This is a genomic window from Rhodopseudomonas sp., from assembly GCF_036404135.1.
Classification (GTDB): domain Bacteria; phylum Pseudomonadota; class Alphaproteobacteria; order Rhizobiales; family Xanthobacteraceae; genus Rhodopseudomonas_A.
In genome coordinates, this window is record NZ_DASWPE010000155.1 from 1 (window position 1) to 18,569 (window position 18,569).

Genomic DNA, 18,569 nt, shown 5'->3' on the forward strand with positions numbered 1-18,569 from the left:
CAGCGCCTGATCAGCGCTGGTAAGCCCAAAATGGTCGCCCTGATCGCCGTCGCCCGAAAGCTCCTCACCACCCTCAACGCAATCCTGCGGGACAATCAGCCATGGCAAAACGCTTGACAACCAAGACAGTCGCTGAGGTGCGAAGCCGCGTAGCGGCGAGCCTCGAAGGATGCGGCTCCGGGCGCTTACGGCTCATCCTTCGAGGCACGCCGTTGGCGCAAGAGCGCCGCCTGCGTGCACCTCAGGATGACGGCGGATGTGGAGTGAGTCAGTAAGGCCGCTGTGTCGAAGCGGCGCAGCGCGCTAACTCTGCGTTTCGCTGAACGTCGCGCGGAACGGGTGCGCCGGATAGACCCCGACGATGCGGAATTCGCGCGAGAAGAATTTCAATTCATCCAGCGCGAAGGCGAGGTTGCGGTCCTCGGGATGGCCGTCGACGTCGGCGTAGAATTGCGTGGCAAAGAAATTGCCGTCGACCATGTAGCTCTCGAGCTTGGTCATGTTGACGCCGTTGGTGGCGAAGCCGCCCATCGCCTTGTAAAGCGCCGCCGGCAGATTGCGCACCCGGAACACGAAAGTGGTGACCAGCGGTGCGGCGCCCGGCGGCGCCCAGCGCGGCTCGCGCGCCAGCATCACGAAACGGGTGGTGTTGTGGGTCTCGTCCTCGACGTTCTCGGCCAGGATATCGAGGCCGTAGATCTGCGCCGCCAGCGGCGAGGCGATCGCCGCGCAGCTCAAGTCGCCGCGCTCGGCGACGATCCGCGCCGAGCCCGCGGTGTCGCCGGCGACGATCGGCTTGAAGCCGAATTTGCGGATGATGCGGCGGCACTGGCCGAGCGCATGGACGTGGCTTTCCACGCTCTTGATGCCGGCGAGCGTGGCGCCGCGCGGCGCCATCAGCTGGTGATGGATCGGCAGGAACCACTCGCCGACGATGAACAAATTGGATTGCGGCAGCAGATAATGGATGTCGGCGACGCGGCCGGCGACCGAGTTCTCGATCGGGATCATGCCGAGGTCGGCCTCGCCGGAACTGATCGCCGCCAGCGCGTCCTCGAAGGTGGCGCAGGGCAACGGCTCGGCGGTCGGATAGGCTTCGACGATCGCCAGATGCGAGTTGGCGCCGGGTTCGCCCTGGAAGGCAATCTTCAAAGTCTTTGTCATCACGCCTTGTACCAATCGTTCAGAGCTTTGCCAGTGCGGCGACGCTGCGATTCAGGACGCCAGCACGCGGCGCGCCGTCTCCAGATCCGCCGCGGTATCGACGCCGCGCGGCACGGTGTCGACGATGCCGACGTCGATCCGCATCCCGGCCTCCAGCGCCCGCAATTGTTCGAGCTTTTCGCGGCACTCGAGCGGCGAGGGCGGCAGCGCGACGAAGCGCTGCAGCGCTTTGCGGCGATAGGCATAAAGCCCGATGTGGTGATAGCGCGGACCCTCGCCCCACGGCGCGGTCGCCCGGGTGAAATACAAAGCCCGCAACCGCCGGTCGCCGAGCGCCGAGCCGATCACCTTGACGACGTTGGGGTTGAGGCTCTCTTCCTCGGTGTGGATCTCAGCCGCCAAGGTTGCGATGTCGACCGCGGGATCGGCGAGCGGCTCCAGCACCGCGCGGATATTGTCCGGCCGAATAGTCGGAAAATCGCCCTGCAGATTGACCACGGTCTCGACCCTGCCGTCGGGGTCGAGCTTGCGCAAGGCCTCGAAGATGCGGTCGGAGCCGGAGGGATGGTCGGCGCTGGTCATCACCACCCGGCCGCCATGCGCGCGCACCACGTCGGCGATCGCAGCGGTGTCGGTGGCCACCGCCACCGGGCCGATCGCGGCGGCCTCGGCGCGGCGCAGCACATGCACGATCATCGGCAGCCCGGCGATCTCCAGCAGCGGCTTGCCCGGCAGCCGGGTCGCGGCCATGCGGGCAGGAATCAGCACCAGCGTTGTGGTCTCAGTCATGGGGTGTGGGTCTGGACCGTGCCGCAGGTGAAACCTGAAGCCGCCGAACGCGTTGAAAACGGTCAGGATTCGGCAGCCGAAGCGTGAACTGGCGCGGTTATACGGGTTGCCAGGGCGCGGGCAAACCGTTATCTGGTCGCCTTACAATTTTAATTGCGAATGCCAATTAGCAGCGACGACCCTCGCCGGTCCGTTGTCGACAAATGAAACAGGAAACGCACGGAGCCTCGCCGACATGGACTCCTTTGAATTGAATAAAGTGCTGGGTGCGCTTCTTGCGACCTGTCTCATTCTGCTGGTTTCCAATTTCGCCGCGCAAGCGATCTTCACGCCGCGCAAGGTTGACAAGCCGGGGTATGATATTGCCGTCAAGGAGGTGGCGCCTCCCGCAGCCAAGGATGCCGCACCGGCCGCGGCATCGGAGCCGATCGAAAAGCTGCTGCAGACCGCCTCGGTGGAACGCGGCAGCGCCGCCGCCAAGAAATGCGCGGCCTGCCACACCCTGGACAAGGGCGGCCCCAACCGCACCGGGCCGAATTTGTTCGGCGTGGTCGGCCGCGACCGCGCCACCGAGCCGGGCTTCAACTATTCCGCCGCGATGAAGGCCAAGGGCGGCAAATGGACCTTCGACGAATTGAACGCCTTCCTTGCCAATCCGAAGGGGTACGTCCCCGGCACCGCGATGGGCTTCGCCGGCATCCCGAAGGACAGCGAGCGCGCCGACGTGATCGGCTATCTGCGCACTTTGTCCGATAATCCGGTTCCGATTCCCACCGCCGCGAAATAGCCGGGGCGCCGCCTATAGCGTTTTCGGGCGAAGCGGATCCCGGTTCGCGTGAAGAAAACCCGTCAAACTAAGAATCTCAAGCTCCGGTTCTGATTCTATCAGAATCGGGAATAGCTCGAGAGCGCCGCGACGAATCAGCGGCCGGCCGACTGCGGGTTGTCGAATCCGCGGCCGGCGGGGCGTTTCGCCGCAACGGCGGTCACAGCCGCGGTGTTATGCTCAAGGCCACGCGGGCCGGAACCTTGCCTTATTGTTGCGTCGTTGCGCGCGCTCCATGGTCGCGGCCGACCCTCTTGGCCGGATTTGCCCTGCGGCATTGCTCCGACTAGATTTCAGGCGTTGTCTCCTAAGACGGTGCTGACACCGCGGCGTCATCAGAGGAACCTGATTTGCCCATCACCCGACGACATCTTCTGCAAAGCGGCGTCCTGGCGGCGGCGGTCCCGGCGCTGGGCCTCGGCGTCGTCTCGGCCAACGGCGCCACGCCCGCACCGGCGGCGCCGGCCGACCTGGTCTGGCGTCACGGTCTGTCGCTGTTCGGCGACGTCAAATATCCCGCCGACTTCAAGCGGTTCGATTACGTCGATGCGAACGCCCCGAAAGGCGGCGCGGCGCGGCAGATTTCGCTCGGCACCTTCGACAATTTCAATCTGGCGGTGGCCGGCGTCAAAGGCTCGATCGCGCCGGCGGTCGGGCTGATCTACGAAACCCTGATGACGCAGTCGCAGGACGAGGTCGGCACCGAATACGGCCTGCTGGCGGAAGCCGCGGCGCACCCCGACGACCATTCCTGGGTGATCTATCGGCTGCGCGCCGACGCCCGCTGGCACGACGGCAAGCCGGTGACCCCGGAGGATGTGATCTTTTCGCTCGCGGCGCTGAAGAAATACAGCCCGCGTTATGCTTCTTACTATCGCCACGTGGTGAAGACCGAAAAGACCGGCGAGCGCGAGATCAAGTTCAGCTTCGACATGCCGGGCAACCGCGAATTGCCGACCATCGTCGGCGAACTGGTGGTGCTGCCGAAACATTGGTGGGAAGCCAGCGACGAGCAGGGTCGGCCGCGCGACATCTCCGCGACCACGCTGGAAAAGCCGCTCGGCTCCGGACCCTATCGCATCAAGGATTTCGTCGCCGGCCGTTCGGTGACGCTGGAGCGGGTGCCGGACTATTGGGGCACCGCGGTGCCGGCGCGGGTCGGCCAGAACAATCTCGACGAATTGCGCTTCGAGTTCTTCCGCGACAATCTGGTGGCGCTGGAGGCCTTCAAGGCCGACCAGGCCGACTGGATCATCGAGAATTCCGCCAAGCAATGGGCCACCGCCTACGATTTCCCGGCGGTCACCGAAAAGCGCGTGATCAAGGAAGAATTCCCGATCAACGATTCCGGGCGGATGCAGGCCTTCATCTTCAACCTGCGCCGCGAGCTGTTTCAGGATGCAAGGCTGCGCCGCGCCTTCAACTACGCGTTCGATTTCGAGGAGATGAACAAGCAGCTATTCTACGGGCAATACAGCCGGATCAACAGCTATTTCGAGGGCACCGAACTGGCCTCCAGCGGGCTGCCGCAAGGCGCCGAACTGGAGCTGCTGGAAGGCTTGCGCGACCAGGTGCCGGCCGAGCTGTTCACCACGCCTTATAGCAACCCGGTCGGCGGCAATCCGGACGCGGTGCGCGGCAATCTGCGCGAGGCGATGCGGCTATTGAAGGAGGCCGGCTTCGAGGTGCGCGACCGCCGGCTGGTCGATGCCGCCGGCAAGCCGGTGATGGTGGAGATTCTGGTGCAGGATCCCTCCTCGGAGCGGATCGCGCTGTTCTACAAGCCGTCGCTGGAACGGATCGGCGTCACGGTGTCGATCCGCACCGTCGACGACGCGCAATACCAGAACCGGATCAGGGCGTTCGATTTCGACATCATCACCGATCTGTGGGGCCAGTCGCTGTCGCCCGGCAACGAACAGCGCGACTATTGGGGCTCGCAGGCCGCCGATCAGCCGGGCTCGCGCAACACCATCGGCATCAAGAACAAGGCGGTGGACGCGCTGATCGAGAAGGTGATCTTCGCCAAGGATCGCGGCTCGCTGGTCGCCGCCACCCGCGCGCTCGACCGCGTGCTGCTGTGGAATTTCTACCTGGTGCCGCAGTTCACTTACGGCTTTGCGCGCTACGCGCGGTGGGACCGCTTCAGCCACGCCGAGCCGCTGCCGAAATACGCCCGCGCCGGATTGCCGTCGCTGTGGTGGTACGACGCCGACAAGGCCGCCCGGATCGGCAAACGATCTTGAGGAGACTGCCGCGCATGGCCAAACTCAATCGCCGGCATCTGCTCGGTCTCGGCATCGGCGCCATGACCGCCGCCGCGTTGCGGCCGGCCCTGGCCGGCGAGGCCGGCGAGACCGAAGCGCACGGCATTTCGGCGTTCGGCGACCTGAAATATCCGGCGGATTTCCAGCACTTCGACTACGTCAATGTCGATGCGCCGAAGGGCGGGGTGTTTTCCACCAATCCGTCCTACCGCGCCTTCAACCAGTCGTTCCTCACCTTCAATTCGCTCAACGCCTTCATCTTCAAGGGCGACGGCGCGCAGGGCATGGGGCTAACCTTTGCGCCGTTGATGGCGCGTGCCGGCGACGAGCCCGATGCGATGTATGGGCTGGTTGCCAAATCGGTGAGGATCTCCGCCGACGGGCTCGCCTATCGCTTCACGCTGCGGCCGCAGGCGCGGTTTCACGATGGCAGTCCGCTCACTGCGCGCGATGCGGCGTTTTCGCTGACCGCGCTGAAGACCAAGGGCCATCCCTTGATCACCCAGCAGATGCGCGACGTGGTCTCGGCCGAAGCGCTCGACGATTTAACGCTGCTGGTGCAGTTTGCGCCGAAGCGCGGCCGCGACGTGCCGCTGTTCGTGGCCGGGCTGCCGATCTTTTCGCAGGCCTATTACACCACGCATCCGTTCGACGAATCGACGCTCGATGTGCCGCTGGGCTCTGGGCCCTACAAGGTCGGCAAGTTCGAAGTCGGTCGCTACATCGAGTTCGAGCGGTTGAAGGATTGGTGGGGCGCCGCACTGCCGGTCAACCGCGGCAGCAATAATTTCGACGTGGTGCGTTACGATTTCTATCGCGACCGCGACGTCGCCTTCGAGGGCTTCACCGGGCGCAGCTATCTGTATCGCGAGGAATTCACCTCGCGGGTCTGGAACACGCGCTACGATTTCCCGGCGATCCTCGATGGCCGGGTCAAGCGCGAGATGCTGCCGGATGAAACGCCGTCCGGCGCGCAGGGCTGGTTTCTCAACACCCGCCGCGACAAATTCAAGGACCCGCGGGTACGCGAGGCGCTGGGCTGCGCGTTCGATTTCGAATGGACCAACAAGACGCTGATGTACGGCGCCTATGTCCGCACCGTGTCGCCGTTCCAGAATTCCGACCTGATGGCGGAAGGCCCGCCGTCGCCGGAAGAGTTGGCGCTGCTGGAGCCGTTCCGCGGCCGGGTGCCGGACGAGGTCTTCGGCGCGCCCTACGTGCCGCCGGTGTCCGACGGCTCCGGGCAGGACCGCGCCTTGCTGAAGAAGGCGGTGCAGCTGTTGCAGGACGCCGGCTGCGTGATGAAGGACGGCAAGCGGCTGACGCCGCAGGGCGAGCCGTTCAAGATCGAGTTTCTGCTCGACGAGCCGACCTTCCAGCCGCATCACATGCCCTACATCAAGAACCTCGCCACGCTTGGCATCGAGGCGAGCTTGCGGCTGGTCGATGCCGTGCAGCAACGCGCCCGCCGCGACGATTTCGATTTCGACGTCGCGATCGAGCGCTTTACGTTCTCGACGGTGCCCGGCGATTCGCTGCGGCCGTTTTTTTCGTCGCGGGCCGCCGTTACCAAGGGCTCCAGCAATCTCGCCGGCATCGCCGATCCGGTGGTCGACGCGCTGGTCGAAGAGGTCATCGCCGCCGATAGCCGCGTCAAGCTGGTGGTCGCCGCCCGCGCGCTCGACCGTGTGATCCGCGCCGGCCGCTATTGGGTGCCGCAATGGTCCTCGGCCTCGCACCGGCTGGCGTATTGGGACGTGTTCGGCCACCCGGCCAAGCTGCCGAAATATCTCGGCGTCGGCGCCCCGGATCTGTGGTGGTCGACGGCGAAATCCGCCGCCACCGAACAGGCGAAATAGCATGACCGCCTATATCGCCCGCCGCGTGCTGTTGATGTTTCCCACGCTGCTCGGAATCCTGTTGGTGTCGTTCGTGGTGGTGCAGTTCGCGCCGGGCGGGCCGGTCGAGCGGGTGATCGCGCAACTGTCCGGCGCCGACACCGGCGCGGCGTCGCGGGTCTCCGGCTCTTCCGGCGGTGATTTCGGCGCCCGCAGCCAGGTCGGCGCCTCGGGCGACGCGGTGAATTCGAAATATCGCGGCGCCCAGGGGCTCGATCCGGATTTCGTCAAGAGCCTGGAAAAGCAGTTCGGCTTCGACAAGCCGGCGCCGGAGCGCTTTGCGATCATGCTGTGGAATTTCGCAAGGTTCGATTTCGGCAAGAGCTACTTCCGCGACGTCAGCGTGCTGCAACTGATCAAGGAAAAGCTGCCGGTGTCGATGTCGCTCGGGATCTGGATGACGCTTCTGACCTATCTGATCTCAATTCCGCTCGGCATCCGCAAGGCGGTGAAGGACGGCTCGCAATTCGACACCTGGACCTCGGCGGTGATCATCGTCGGCTTCGCGATCCCGGGATTTCTGTTTGCGATCCTTCTCATCATTCTGTTCGCCGGCGGCTCGTTCTGGAGCATCTTCCCGTTGCGCGGGCTGACCTCCGATGGCTGGAGCGAGTTTCCCTGGTACTGGAAGATCATCGATTATTTCTGGCACATCACGCTGCCGCTGATTTCGATGGTGCTCGGCGCCTTCGCCACCATGACGCTGCTGACCAAGAACTCGTTCCTCGACGAGATCCGCAAGCAATATGTCATGACCGCGCGGGCCAAGGGCTGCAGCGAGCGCCAGGTGCTGTACAATCACATCTTCCGCAACGCCATGCTGATCGTGATCGCCGGCTTTCCCGGCGCCTTCATTCACGCCTTCTTCTCCGGCTCGCTGTTGATCGAGACCATCTTCTCGCTCGACGGGCTTGGCCTGCTCGGCTTCGAGAGCGTGCTGAACCGCGACTATCCGGTGGTGTTCGGCACGCTGTTCATCTTTTCGCTGGTCGGGCTGGTGGTGAACCTATTGTCCGACCTGGCCTATATGTGGATCGATCCGCGGATCGATTTCGAAGCGCGCGAGGTCTGATGACGATCATCGCGCGCCAGCCGATCGAATCCACCACTACCGCGCCGCTCGGCGAGGCGGTGCCGCCGGCGCGGCGGCTGTTGACGCCGTCGCCGCTGAATCGGCGGCGCTGGCAGAATTTCAAGTCGAACCGCCGCGGCTATTGGTCGTTCTGGATCTTCCTGTTGCTGTTCTTCGTCTCGCTGTTCGCCGAATTGATCGCCAACGACAAACCGTTCCTCATCAAGTTCGACGGCAAATTGTATTTCCCGGCTTTCGTCAGCTATTCGGAGACGACGTTCGGCGGCGACTTCGAAACCGCGGCGGATTATCGCGATCCGTTCCTGCAGAAGCTGATCGCGGAGAAGGGCGGCACCACGATCTGGCCGCTGATCCGCTATTCCTACGATACCCACAATCTCGATCTGCCGACCCCGGCGCCATCGAAGCCGACCTGGATGCTCACCGAGGCGCAGTGCAAGCCGGTGGTCGAGAAGAAGGGGCTGAAAAGCTGCCGCGATCTCGAATACAACTGGCTCGGCACCGACGACCAGGGCCGCGACGTGGTGGCGCGGCTGATCTACGGCTTCCGCATCTCGGTGCTGTTCGGCCTCAGCCTGACCATCATCTCGTCGGTGATCGGCGTCGCCGCGGGCGGCATCCAGGGCTATTTCGGCGGCTGGGTCGACCTGCTGTTCCAGCGCGTCATCGAGGTGTGGAGCGCGATCCCCTCGCTGTACCTGCTGTTGATCCTGTCTTCGGTGCTGGTGCCGGGCTTCTTCGTACTGCTCGGCATTCTGTTGTTGTTCTCCTGGGTGTCGCTGGTCGGCCTGGTGCGCGCCGAATTTTTGCGCGGGCGGAATTTCGAATACATCATGGCGGCGCGCGCGCTCGGCGTCTCCAACGCCAAGATCATGATCCGGCATCTTTTGCCGAACGCCATGGTCGCCACCATGACCTTCCTGCCGTTCATCGTGTCGTCCTCGGTGATGACGCTGACCGCGCTGGATTTCCTCGGCTTCGGCCTGCCGCCGGGCTCGCCCTCGCTCGGCGAATTGCTGGCGCAGGGCAAGGCCAACGCCCAGGCGCCGTGGCTCGGCTTCACCGGCTTCTTCGCGGTGGCGATCATGCTGTCGCTGTTGATCTTCATCGGCGAGGGCGTCCGCGACGCCTTCGACCCGCGCAAGACGTTCAGGTGAGGCTGTGGTAGGCTGCGGGGAAGGAGGTTGCCGATGAACAGGATCGTGAAGGAGAATTACCCGGTCTCGGCGTTGCCCGCGGATTTGCGCGAGGGGTTGGACGCTCCTGTGGTGACCGTGACGATCGAGGAAACGGAGCGGCCGCCTGAGAAGGTCATGACTCTGGACGAGATCTTTGCGCTGCGCCGCCCTCCCTTCCGGAGCAAGGAAGAGATCGATGCCGATCTCCGCCGGGATCGGGACCAATGGAATGACTGAACTGAAGGCGTCACGCGTCTATATCGATGCCAACGTGTTCATCTATGCCGCTGAGGGGAGTTCCGAAATCGCGGATCCGCTGCAGAGTCTGTTCCGTCTCTTTGCGGTCAAGGTTGGGGTAGCCGTGACGAGCGAATTGACGCTTGCCGAAGTTCTTCCCAAGGCTGACATCCTCCAACGTCGGTATTATCTGAATCTGATAGCATGGAGCGGGGTGATCGAAGCGCATCCCATCAGTCGGGACATTGTGATTGAAACGGCGAGCTATCGTCGGATCGCGGGAATGCCGAAGTTGGCCGATGCTATCCATATTGTCACCGCGATGCGGAGCGGGTGTAGCCAAATCCTGTCCGGTGATTTGAGAATGAAGCTACCAGACGGCCTCTCGATCATCGGCATCGATCGCGAGAATATCTCCCGCCTCATCAACGAGCTCTCCTGATGGACGTCCTCAACCAGCCCTTGCTCGACGTCCGCGACCTGTCGGTGGCGTTTCATCAGCCGAGCGGGCAGTCGATCGCGGTCGATCACATCTCGTTCGAGATCAAGCGCGGCGAATGCGTGGCGCTGGTCGGCGAATCCGGCTCCGGCAAGTCGGTCAGCGCGCTGTCGATTCTGCGGCTGTTGCCGTATCCGACCGCGTCGCACCCCTCCGGCAGCATCCGCTTCAAGGGCCGCGAACTGCTCAACCTGTCGGAAGACGCCATCCGGAGCGTGCGCGGCAACGACATTTCGATCATCTTCCAGGAGCCGATGACCTCGCTCAATCCGCTCCACACCATCGAGTCGCAGATCGGCGAGATCATGCAGCTGCATGGCGGCGTGCGCGGCGCCAAGGCGCGGGCGCGGATCCTGCAGCTTTTGACCCAGGTCGGTATTCCGGAGCCGGAGACGAGGCTCGGCAGCTATCCGCATCAACTGTCCGGCGGCCAGCGCCAGCGGGTGATGATCGCGATGGCGCTGGCCAACGAGCCGGACCTGTTGATCGCCGACGAGCCGACCACCGCGCTCGACGTCACCGTGCAGGCGCAGATCCTGGCGCTCTTGGCGGAGATCCGAGGCCGGCTCGGCATGAGTCTGTTGTTCATCACCCACGACCTCGGCATCGTGCGGCGCATCGCCGACGTGGTCTGCGTGATGAACAACGGCAAGATCGTCGAGCAGGGGCCGGTCGAGCAGGTGTTCACCGCGCCGCAACATCCCTACACCCGCGCGCTGCTCGCCGCCGAGCCGAAGCCCGATCCGGCGCCGCCGCGACCCGAGGCGCCGGTGGTGATGGCGACCGACGATCTCAAGGTCTGGTTTCCGATCAAGCGGGGCCTGATGCGCAAGACCGTCGGCCACATCAAGGCAGTCGACGGCGTCAGCCTCAGCGTCCGTAAGGGCGAGACGCTCGGCGTGGTCGGTGAATCCGGCTCCGGCAAGACTACGCTGGGTCTAGCGCTGTTGCGGCTGATCTCCTCGGACGGTCCGATCGTGTTCCTCAGCAACAATATCCAGGGCCTGAAGTTCAAGGCGATGCGGCCGTTCCGCCGCGATATGCAGATCGTGTTTCAGGATCCGTTCGGCGCGCTCAGTCCGCGGATGTCGGTCGGCGACATCATCGCCGAGGGACTCAGCGTGCATCAGCGCGCGCTGTCGGAGGCCGAGCGCGACGCCCGCGTGGTCAAGGCGCTGCAGGATGTCGGTCTCGATCCGGCGACGCGGTTTCGCTACCCGCATGAATTCTCCGGCGGCCAGCGCCAGCGTATCTCGATCGCGCGCGCCGCGGTGCTGGAACCGAGCTTCGTGGTCCTGGACGAGCCGACCAGCGCGCTCGACATGCTGTTCCAGGCGCAGATGGTCGATCTGTTGCGCGAGCTGCAGCGCAAACGCGATCTGACCTACATGTTCATCTCGCACGACCTGCGCGTGGTCGCCTCGCTGGCCAGCCATCTGATCGTGATGCGCCACGGCAAGGTGGTGGAAGAGGGGCCGGCGTCGGAACTGTTCGCGCAGCCCAAGACCGACTACACCCGCGCGCTGTTTGCCGCCGCGTTCCGCATCGAGACCGCGCCGGGCGGCGCGGTAGCGCAATGAGTCGTTGACATGGACGATCACAAACCGCCGGTCGTCGCCATCGCCGATCAAGCCGCCGAGGTGACGATTTCCGAACCGTCGCTGATCGGCCGCGGCTTCATGGCCTATCAGCGCTTCGATATCGCCTTGCACCGTGCCGGCGAGCCGCCGCTCAGGCAGCGCCGCGACGTGTTGCGCGCCAATCGGGTCGCCGCGGTGCTGCCGGTGGATCTGATGCGCGGCGAGGTGGTGCTGATCCGCCAGTTCCGGCTGCCGGCGCATTTCGTCACCGGCTGCGGCGAGATGGTGGAGATCGTCGCCGGGCGGGTCGATGCAGGGGAAACGCCGGCGCAGGCCGCTTCGCGGGAATGCGTCGAGGAGATCGGCGCAGCGCCGTCGCGCCTCGTCGAACTGTACACTGTGCTGCCGACGCCCGGCATCACCGACGAATCCGTGACGTTCTTTCTCGGGCTGATCGATGCGTCGAATCTGCCGGAGCGTTGCGGGCTCGCCGAGGAGACCGAGGAGATCCGCCCGTTCGCGGTGCCGATCGACGCGGCCATCGCCGCACTCGACAGTGGCCTGGTCGCCAACGCGCTCTTGGTCAGCGCGCTGCAATGGCTGGCGCTGCACCGCGACCGCTTGCAGGATTATGCAACAGATCCAGCCGCCTGACCGCGGCGAGGTCGCAGCCCGCGGCACTGATCCGCGCGATCGCATCGGCAATGCCTTCGATCGCGGTCGCCATCGCGTGGGCGTTGGCGTGGACGATGCTGCCTTCGTCGCGGACAATGGCGACGTGGCCGCGCCAAAACATCAGGTCGCCGCGTTGCAGGCTCTGCATTTCGGACGGCGATAGCGCGCGGCCAAGCTGCGCCTGCTGCATGTCGCTGTCGCGCGGGCAGGCGAGGCCGCAGGCGGCGAGCGCCACCTGCACCAGCCCGGAGCAATCGATGCCGAGGCTGCTCTTGCCGCCCCACAGATACGGCGTACCGATGAAGCGCTCCGCCACCGCGACGAAGTCGGTCTCGAAAGCGTCGATATCGCCGACATGCTGCGCCGGCACGTATTGGCCGTCGTGGGTGATCGCGAAACCGCCGTCCAGCCGCACCACCGCGAGCCGCGCGCCGAGCGGCAGCGTGTCCGCCGGCGGCAGTTTGATCGAGGGACCGGGGAAGGCGAAAGTGCGCAGCGCCGTCACCTTATGGGTGGCCGCAGGCCCCGGCGGATACAGCGCCAGATCGGGCAGCCAGCCGACATAGCCGTCGCCGTGCAATTGCCCCCAGTCCCAGCCCTCGGCGGTGCGTTCATAGATCGTCACCCGTTCGCCCTTCAGCGCCTGGGTGTCGAGCATCGCGCCCCCGAACGGATCGCGGCGCAGCGGTGCTACGCCGTCGAACACTTCGAACTCCTCGCCGGCGACGAAGCGCAAGGCCTCGACCTTGCCTTCGAGATGTTTAGCGGCGAGGTCGGGCCGCGCCGGCGTCAGCCTGGGATCGCGCGTCAGATCAGCCATAACGCTGGCTCAGCAATTTGTAGATCGCGCGCGCGGCCTGGCATTCGCCGCCTTCCGGGCGGCCGGGCTTTGCGGTGGGCGTCCAGCCGTAGATGTCGACATGCAGCCAGCTGGTGGCGGATTCGACGAAGCGCTGCAGGAACAGCGCGCAGGTGATCGAGCCGGCGAAGCCGCCGGATGGCGCGTTGTTGAGCGTGGCGACCTTGGAGTCGAGCCAGGCATCATAAGGCGGCCACAGCGGCAGCCGCCACAGCGGGTCGTTCTCGGTCTTGGCGCAGCGCGCGACGTCGAGCGCCAGCGCCTCGTCGTTGGTGTAGAACGGCGGCAAGTCCGGGCCGAGAGCCACACGTGCCGCGCCGGTGAGCGTGCCGAGATCGATCAACAGCTCCGGCGCTTCTTCGTCCCCGAGCGCCAGCGCGTCGGCCAGCACCAGCCGGCCCTCGGCGTCGGTGTTGCCGATCTCCACGGTCGGGCCCTTGCGCGACGGATAGACGTCGAGCGGCCGCATCGCGTTGCCGGCTACTGCGTTCTCCACCGCCGGGATCAGCACCCGCAGCCGCATCTTGAGCTTGGCGTCCATGATCAGCAGCGCCAGCGCCAGCACGTTGGCGGCGCCGCCCATGTCCTTCTTCATGATCAGCATGCCGCCGGACGGCTTCAGGTCGAGCCCGCCGGAATCGAAACACACGCCCTTGCCGACCAGCGTCACCTTGGGATGCGCGGGATCGCCCCAGGACAAGTCGATCAGCCGCGGCGCGCGGTCGGAGGCCCTGCCGACCGCGTGGATCAGCGGAAAATTCTCCGCTAACAGCTCGTCGCCGACCGTGCAGTTGAAGCTCGCGCCGAACCGCTCGGCGAGTTCGCGCGCCGCAGCGGCGAGCTGCTCCGGCCCCATGTCGTTGGCCGGGGTGTTGATCAGATCGCGCGCCAGCGTCACCGCCTCGACGATCCGCGACACGTCGTCGAAATCGATTCCCTCCGGCGGCACCAGCCTGACGGCGACGGCCTCGGCCTTGCGGTAGCGGCTGAATTTGTAGCTGCCGAGCGCGAAGGCCAGGGTGGCGAGCCGCAGATCATGCGGCGCGTTGGCGAAACGATAGGTGCCGGGCGGCAACAGCTTCGGCAATTGGCCGACGCGAAACGGATCGAGCGATTTCCCGGTCGGGTCGTCCAGCGCGAAGATGATCTGCGCGATGCCGCCTTCGGGTGCCGGCAACGCCAGAGTGTCGCCGGGCTTGGCGGCAAAACCATTGGCCTGTGCGAATTGGCGGGCGTGATCCGGCAACGCCGCGCAGGCGGCCTCCCAAGTGGCCTTGCTGACGAAGCTGATCGGGGTGGCCGACAGCCCTGCGGCGGTTTCAAACACGGGATGCATCGGGGCCTCACTTGCTGGGCGGACGAGCGCCGCGGGGCGGGCCGATTAACCCGCCGTTAGGGTTAACAGACTATTGCTCGGGGGATCAGCCCTGATCGCCGTTCGCGGCCATCGTGAGTTAAGCCGTCATGCGCCAGCAGTCCAGTCTTGCCCGGTATCTTGCATCCGCAGCTGTGGCGGCGATGCTGGCGGTGCCGCTCGCCGGCTGCCAGACCACCGGATCCGACGTCACCGGCTCGCTCGGCGGCAAGAAATCGGCTGCCATGACCGATCCCCAGGCCGGGGTCGAGGCCGCCGGCGAGCGCTACCGCGCCAACCCGAAAGATGTCGACGCGGCGTTGCGCTACGGTCAGGCGCTGCGCGCCACCGGCCAGCGGGCGCAGGCGGTCGCGGTGTTCGAACAGGCCACCATCGCCAACCCGGGAAACAAGATTTTGCTCGCCGGCTACGGCCGGGCGCTGGCCGATGCCGGCAACTTCCAACGCGCGTTCGATGTGCTCGGCAGCGCGCACACCCCGGAAAATCCGGATTGGCGGATCCTTTCGGTGCAGGGCACCACGCTCGACCAGATGGGGCGTCACGACGAGGCGCGGCGCTATTACGCCAGCGCGCTGAAGATCAAGCCGGAAGAGCCCTCGGTGCTGTCCAATCTCGGGCTGTCCTACGTGCTGTCCAAGGAGCTGCCGAAGGCCGAGGAGACGCTGCGTCGCGCCTACGGCGCCGGTGCCAGCACCGATCCGCGGGTGCGACAGAATCTGGCGCTGGTGGTCGGGCTGCAGGGCCGCTTCGCCGAGGCCGAAAGCATCGTGCGGGCTGACTTGCCCGCCGACGAGGCCGCCGCCAATGCCGCCTATCTGCGGCAGATGCTGAGCCGCAAAGACGGTCCGCGGCTCGGCGCAGCCGACGCCGCGCCCGGAAGGTCCTGAAAAGCCTGATCGAAAAAGCAACGCGCAATACAGCGGTCTTGTCATTGTGAGCCGAGGCCGGCGCGCAACGCAGGCTTCGATGCGACGCAATCCACGGGCTGCAAGCGCGGCTCTGGATTGCTTTGTCGCAAGAGCTCCTCGCAATGGCGCGTTGAATACCTGATTTATTGATCGCTTTTCGAGTCAGGCTGTTAGGCTGACCGAGGCTTGGTCAGCCGCGGCACTTATTGCAACCCCGCGACCTTGATCCCGGTCGGCCCCAGAATGACCACGAACAGCACCGGCAGGAAGAACACGATCATCGGCACCGTCAGCTTCGGCGGCAACGCCGCCGCCTTCTTCTCCGCCTCGTTCATGCGCATGTCGCGGTTTTCCTGCGCCATCACCCGCAGGCTCTGTCCGAGCGGCGTGCCGTAGCGTTCGGACTGCTGCAGCGCGAGGCAGACCGATTTGACGCCTTCGAGGCCGGTGCGCTTGGCCAGATTCTCATAGGCCACCTTGCGGTCCTGCAGATAGGACAGTTCGGCGGTGGTCAGCGTGAACTCTTCGGCCAGCGGAATCGACTGCGAGCCGATCTCGATCGAGACCTTGCGAAACGCCACCTCGATCGACATGCCGGATTCGACGCAGATCAGCAGCAGATCCAGCGCGTCGGGAAACGCTCGCTTGATCGACAGCTGCCGCTTCGAAATCGCGTTGGTCAGGAACAGCATCGGCGCCTGCATGCCGAGGTAGCAAGCGGCGATGCAGATCGCGATCTTGATCGCGATCGGCTGCTGCAGGTGGGAAATCAGGAATACGTACAGCGCGGTCGCCAGCATGAAGGCGATCGGCATCACCATGCGGAAAAACAGGAAGGTGACATAGGGCGCGTGCCCGCGATAGCCGGCCATCACCAGCTTGTCGCGCGCGGTTTCCTGCGCCACCCATTTGCCGAGGTTGAAGTCTTCCACCACCTTGGAAACGAACTGCTTCGGCGCCTGGCGCAGCGATACCCGCTCGGATTTCGACAGCCGATCACGCTCGCGCTGCCGCATCCGCTCGCGCTCGCTGGCGACGGCCTTCATGCGCTTGGAGAGGCTTTCGCCGGCGAACAGCGGCGTGATCAGGGTGTAGGCGGTGGCGCTGGCGGCGATCGCGGCCAGCAGCATGGTCATGAACCGTGCATCGTGGAATTTCTCGATGATGAATTCAAACATGCTGCACCGCTAAAAGTCGAAATTGATCATTTTCTTCATCACCAAGATGCCCATCGCCATCCACACCACGCAGCCGGCCAGCATCAACTGCCCGGTCGGATGCGTCCACAACAGCGAGATGTAGTCAGGCGTAGACAGATAGACCAGCAGCATCACGATCGGCGGCAGCGAGCCGATGATGCCGGCGGAGGCCTTGGCTTCCATCGACATCGCCTGGATCTTTTCCGCCATCCGCTTGCGGTCGCGCAGCACCTTGGACAGATTGCCCAGCGCTTCCGACAGATTGCCGCCGGACTTCTGCTGGATCGCCACCACGATGCCGAAGAAGTTGGCCTCCGGCAGCGGCATCCGTTCGTACAGCCGCGCGCAGGCCTCGCCGAGCGGCATGCCGATCGCCTGGGTCTCCAGGATCGCCAGAAATTCGCTCTTCAAGGGCTCCGGGGCGTCGGCGGCGACGACCTTGAGCGAATCGAACAGCGGCAACCCGGCCTTGATGCCACGCACGATGACGTCGACGGCGTCGGGCAGCGCCTTGAGGAAGTTCTTTTCCCGGCGCTTCTTCAAATAACCGAGCGCCCAGCGCGGCAGTCCGAAGCCGGCGGCAAAGCCCAGACCGAGCGCGGCGAGCAGGCCGCCGCCGAGCAGATAGGTGATGGCGAAAAACCCGAAGCCGAGCGCGCCCGAGCCGATCAGAAAGCCTTTCGGCGTCCATTTCACGCCGGCCTGGGTCAGCCGGGTGCTGAGCCCAACCTTCTTTTCCTTCTTCAGCCGGGCTTCGACTTCCTTCAGCGAGCCCTCGACCTGCTCGCGGCGCGAGCGCTGGCTCCGGTCGGCCAGTCGCACCACGGGTTCCGGACGCGCCAGCGAGGCGCGGCGCTGTTCGGCGACCTTCTGTCCCGACAGCGCGGGATAGATGAACACCCATGCCACGCCGCCGACCGCCGTGGCGGCGAGGAAAGCGACGGCGAGCGTTTGTATCTGCATCGATCCCCCCGCTAGATTTCGACGGCGATTTCGGCGGCGTCGAGTGCCGCGGCGAGCCGTTTCTCCTCGCCATAATAGCGGGCGCGATCCCAGAATCGCGGCCGGCCGATGCCGGTGGAGCGATGCCGGCCGACGATGTGGCCGTTGGCGTCCTCACCGATCATGTCGTAGATGAACACATCCTGGGTGATGATGGTGTCGCCTTCCATGCCCATCACCTCGGTGATGTGGGTAATGCGGCGCGAGCCGTCGCGCAACCGCGCGGCCTGGATCACCACGTCGATCGAGGCGCAGATCATCTCGCGGATGGTGCGCGAGGGTAGCGAGAAGCCGCCCATCGTGATCATCGATTCGCAGCGCGACAGCGCCTCGCGCGGATTGTTGGCGTGCAGCGTGCCCATCGAGCCGTCATGGCCGGTGTTCATCGCCTGCAACAGGTCGAACGCTTCCGGTCCGCGGACTTCGCCGACGATGATCCGCTCCGGCCGCATGCGCAGGCAGTTGCGCACCAGTTCGCGCATCGTCACCTGGCCTTCGCCCTCGATATTCGGCGGCCTGGTTTCCAGGCGGACGACGTGCGGCTGCTGCAACTGCAATTCGGCGGCGTCTTCGCAGGTGATGATGCGCTCGTCGTCGTCGATATAATTGGTCAGGCAGTTCAGCAGCGTGGTCTTGCCGGAGCCGGTGCCGCCCGAGATCAGCACGTTGGCGCGGCAGCGGCCGATGATCTGCAGAATCGTGGCGCCTTCCGGCGTGATCGCGCCGAACCTGACCAGCTGATCGAGCGTCAGCTTGTCCTTCTTGAATTTGCGGATGGTGAGCGCCGGGCCGTCGATCGCCAACGGCGGCACGATGGCGTTGACGCGGCTGCCGTCGGCGAGCCGGGCGTCGCAGATCGGCGAGGATTCGTCGACCCGGCGGCCGACCTGGCTGACGATGCGCTGGCAGATGTTCAGCAGTTGCTGATTGTCGCGAAACCGGATGCCGGTGCGCTGGATCCGGCCCGCGACTTCGATGAACACCGTGCCGGCGCCGTTGACCATGATGTCGGAAATGTCG

General features: G+C 65.0%; 17 protein-coding genes and 1 pseudogene. 11 read left to right on the forward strand and 7 right to left on the reverse strand.

Annotated elements, in window-relative coordinates; all coding sequences use genetic code 11:
- Positions 1 to 117, forward strand: a pseudogene (locus VGC77_RS18415) (IS110 family transposase); the annotation flags it as partial.
- Between the two features lie 186 nt (positions 118 to 303).
- Here the strand turns inward: VGC77_RS18415 and VGC77_RS18420 are convergent.
- Complete coding sequence (locus VGC77_RS18420) at positions 304 to 1,164, reverse strand: prephenate dehydratase (RefSeq protein WP_331173017.1); 861 nt, start codon at positions 1,162 to 1,164, stop codon at positions 304 to 306.
- A gap of 51 nt (positions 1,165 to 1,215) precedes the next feature.
- Complete coding sequence (locus VGC77_RS18425; RefSeq protein WP_331173018.1) at positions 1,216 to 1,953, reverse strand: 3-deoxy-manno-octulosonate cytidylyltransferase; 738 nt, start codon at positions 1,951 to 1,953, stop codon at positions 1,216 to 1,218.
- Positions 1,954 to 2,188: 235 nt separating this feature from the next.
- On the opposite strand from VGC77_RS18425, the gene VGC77_RS18430 reads away from it, so the two are divergent.
- The 9 genes from VGC77_RS18430 to VGC77_RS18470 all read left to right on the forward strand — a co-directional run bounded on the left by VGC77_RS18430 (position 2,189) and on the right by VGC77_RS18470 (position 12,185).
- Entirely contained in the window at positions 2,189 to 2,740 is a 552-nt protein-coding gene (locus tag VGC77_RS18430) for a cytochrome c family protein (protein ID WP_331173019.1), read from the forward strand.
- Between the two features lie 389 nt (positions 2,741 to 3,129).
- Positions 3,130 to 5,025 (forward strand): extracellular solute-binding protein, encoded by a 1,896-nt coding sequence (locus VGC77_RS18435; RefSeq protein WP_331173020.1) that lies wholly within the window; start codon positions 3,130 to 3,132, stop codon positions 5,023 to 5,025.
- A gap of 14 nt (positions 5,026 to 5,039) precedes the next feature.
- On the forward strand, positions 5,040 to 6,905 hold the full coding sequence (locus tag VGC77_RS18440) for an extracellular solute-binding protein (protein WP_331173021.1): 1,866 nt from the start codon (positions 5,040 to 5,042) through the stop codon (positions 6,903 to 6,905).
- A 1-nt stretch (position 6,906) separates the two neighbouring features.
- Positions 6,907 to 8,016: a microcin C ABC transporter permease YejB gene (locus tag VGC77_RS18445; RefSeq protein WP_331173022.1), complete on the forward strand. Its 1,110-nt coding sequence runs from the start codon at positions 6,907 to 6,909 to the stop codon at positions 8,014 to 8,016.
- Positions 8,016 to 9,194: an ABC transporter permease gene (locus VGC77_RS18450; protein ID WP_331173023.1), complete on the forward strand. Its 1,179-nt coding sequence runs from the start codon at positions 8,016 to 8,018 to the stop codon at positions 9,192 to 9,194. The genes VGC77_RS18445 and VGC77_RS18450 overlap by 1 nt, the downstream gene beginning before the upstream one ends.
- A 33-nt stretch (positions 9,195 to 9,227) precedes the next feature.
- Entirely contained in the window at positions 9,228 to 9,452 is a 225-nt protein-coding gene (locus VGC77_RS18455; protein WP_331173024.1) for a hypothetical protein, read from the forward strand.
- Complete coding sequence (locus VGC77_RS18460; RefSeq protein ID WP_331173025.1) at positions 9,412 to 9,894, forward strand: PIN domain-containing protein; 483 nt, start codon at positions 9,412 to 9,414, stop codon at positions 9,892 to 9,894. Before VGC77_RS18455 ends, VGC77_RS18460 begins: the two co-directional genes overlap by 41 nt.
- Positions 9,894 to 11,531 (forward strand): ABC transporter ATP-binding protein, encoded by a 1,638-nt coding sequence (locus VGC77_RS18465; RefSeq protein WP_331173026.1) that lies wholly within the window; start codon positions 9,894 to 9,896, stop codon positions 11,529 to 11,531. The genes VGC77_RS18460 and VGC77_RS18465 overlap by 1 nt, the downstream gene beginning before the upstream one ends.
- Positions 11,532 to 11,540: 9 nt before the next feature.
- Positions 11,541 to 12,185 (forward strand): NUDIX hydrolase, encoded by a 645-nt coding sequence (locus tag VGC77_RS18470; protein WP_331173027.1) that lies wholly within the window; start codon positions 11,541 to 11,543, stop codon positions 12,183 to 12,185.
- On the opposite strand, the gene VGC77_RS18475 is transcribed toward VGC77_RS18470, so the two are convergent.
- Both VGC77_RS18475 and VGC77_RS18480 read right to left on the reverse strand, forming a co-directional pair.
- Positions 12,115 to 13,026 (reverse strand): NlpC/P60 family protein, encoded by a 912-nt coding sequence (locus tag VGC77_RS18475; protein ID WP_331173028.1) that lies wholly within the window; start codon positions 13,024 to 13,026, stop codon positions 12,115 to 12,117. The two genes, VGC77_RS18470 and VGC77_RS18475, sit on opposite strands and share 71 nt — an antisense overlap.
- Positions 13,019 to 14,401: a leucyl aminopeptidase family protein gene (locus tag VGC77_RS18480; protein ID WP_331173029.1), complete on the reverse strand. Its 1,383-nt coding sequence runs from the start codon at positions 14,399 to 14,401 to the stop codon at positions 13,019 to 13,021. Before VGC77_RS18480 ends, VGC77_RS18475 begins: the two co-directional genes overlap by 8 nt.
- Positions 14,402 to 14,529: 128 nt before the next feature.
- Here VGC77_RS18480 and VGC77_RS18485 point away from each other — a divergent pair, with 128 nt between their 5' ends.
- A complete protein-coding gene (locus tag VGC77_RS18485; protein WP_331173030.1) occupies positions 14,530 to 15,327 on the forward strand; it encodes a tetratricopeptide repeat protein in 798 nt (265 codons plus the stop codon).
- 224 nt (positions 15,328 to 15,551) lie between these two features.
- On the opposite strand, the gene VGC77_RS18490 is transcribed toward VGC77_RS18485, so the two are convergent.
- The 3 genes from VGC77_RS18490 to VGC77_RS18500 form a co-directional block, all read right to left on the reverse strand.
- The gene (locus VGC77_RS18490) at positions 15,552 to 16,526 is read right to left on the reverse strand and encodes a type II secretion system F family protein (protein WP_331173031.1); all 975 of its coding nucleotides are present in this window, start codon (positions 16,524 to 16,526) and stop codon (positions 15,552 to 15,554) included.
- Positions 16,527 to 16,535: 9 nt separating this feature from the next.
- A complete protein-coding gene (locus VGC77_RS18495) occupies positions 16,536 to 17,510 on the reverse strand; it encodes a type II secretion system F family protein (protein WP_331173032.1) in 975 nt (324 codons plus the stop codon).
- Between the two features lie 11 nt (positions 17,511 to 17,521).
- Positions 17,522 to 18,569 (reverse strand): CpaF family protein (locus VGC77_RS18500; RefSeq protein WP_331173033.1); only part of this gene is annotated, 1,048 nt, incomplete at its 5' end.